This window comes from Caballeronia arationis, from assembly GCF_001544975.2.
GTDB classification, from domain to species: domain Bacteria; phylum Pseudomonadota; class Gammaproteobacteria; order Burkholderiales; family Burkholderiaceae; genus Caballeronia; species Caballeronia arationis.
Genome location: NZ_FCOG02000437.1, coordinates 1 through 1,398 on the forward strand (window position 1 = coordinate 1; position 1,398 = coordinate 1,398).

General features: G+C 59.5%; 2 protein-coding genes and 1 pseudogene. All 3 read left to right on the forward strand.

Annotated features, from left to right (window positions below; translation table 11 throughout):
* Positions 1 to 194: pseudogene (locus AWB81_RS48155) on the forward strand (hypothetical protein); the annotation flags it as partial.
* Positions 195 to 198: 4 nt separating this feature from the next.
* Positions 199 to 489 (forward strand): hypothetical protein, encoded by a 291-nt coding sequence (locus AWB81_RS42955; RefSeq protein ID WP_087135622.1) that lies wholly within the window; start codon positions 199 to 201, stop codon positions 487 to 489.
* Positions 486 to 1,247 carry a hypothetical protein gene (locus AWB81_RS42960; protein WP_062644655.1) on the forward strand — a complete coding sequence of 254 codons (762 nt, stop codon included), beginning with the start codon at positions 486 to 488 and terminating at the stop codon, positions 1,245 to 1,247. The genes AWB81_RS42955 and AWB81_RS42960 overlap by 4 nt, the downstream gene beginning before the upstream one ends.
* The last annotated feature ends 151 nt before the right edge of the window (positions 1,248 to 1,398 follow it).

Below are 1,398 nucleotides of genomic sequence, written 5' to 3' on the forward strand. Positions count from 1 at the left end.
TTATGAAGATCAAGCTCTTCTACAAAAACATCGACTACGCGCACGGGGTTGGTGTCCGTCACGTAGTCGTCAAGTGCCGACATGAGCCGCCGGTATCAGGCGCGTTCGACTGCGCTCACATGCATCCGTTCGATTCAGGGAATAACCGACCCATCCCCACGGTCTTGCAGGTAGGACAGACTCGAAACGGGTGATCAAATGAACATCGTCGACATGGCCCATGCATCGGGATTTGCCGTCATCCTCGACGGCAGGATCGGCCGCGAGGAATACCAGAGCGTATGCGGTTCGGTATCGGCATTGCAGCGATTCGCAGAAGCGGTACGTCAGGACGCGGCGAGTCAGCGCGGATCTGCGCCGATGCAGTCGCCGGCGGCTGATCTGTCGGGACGGTTACGCCGCAGTTTTATTGGAGGTGCGCGAAAATCTAGCGGCCGGGCGGCGTTTGCTCGTCGCGCGTCGCACTACGCTCGCCGGATGCTGGTATGACGGCGCAGATTCAAGCCGTCCCGCGTCGGTTGCAACTTGGGTCTGGCGCGGTGTTGCTGATCTATCTCTTTCTCCATCTGATCAATCACGCGCTCGGGATCTGGTCACTCGAACTTGCTGGACGCGGCCTTGTTTTAGCGCTACGGCTCTGGCGCAGCACACCGGGAACGATTGGGTTGTACGGTGCGGCTACGCTGCATTTTGCGCTGGCCGTGCGCACGATATACGCGCGCCGTCACTGGGCGTTACCGGTAGCTGAGTGGGTCCGCCTGTGGGCAGGACTCAGCCTGCCGCTCCTGCTTATCCGCCATGCAGTGACGACCCGGCTCGCGTCCTCGCTCTATGGCTTCGAGCCTGACTATGAGCGTGTCGTGGTCCTCCTGCTAACGAGTGGTACGCAGGGTTTGCAGCTTGCGCTGATCGCGCCCGGATGGATACACGGATGTCTCGGGCTATGGTTTCGATTGCATCACTTCCCGTGGGCGCGCCCCGTGAAGCCCGCACTGTTGGCTTTGGTCACCCTATTGCCATTGCTGTCCGCGGCAGGCTTTATCCGGATGATGCGAGCTGTCGAGGCGAAGAGCGTTGTACTTGCGGGCCCCGATCCAATATTGATTGCGCATCGACTCGCCCTGGATGTCTGGCGTCACGATCTCGTGGCCTTCTATTTGTTTCTGATCGTCAGCGCGTTTGTCGCAGGCCAATTGCGCAACGGCGTTGAACGCCGAAGGTTGCGGAAGATTTCGCTGAATTCGTGACACGGCTACGACCCTGTGCGAGATCGCCGATGTCAGAAACTGGTCGAACCAATCCGATGCTGGACTTCCGTGTACGGTAGAGTCGAGATGTGGCGCGGTAGCAGTAGGTTCGGTTTGTCTGTTGCCGCCTCTTTCGTTCGGCGGTGCCCTA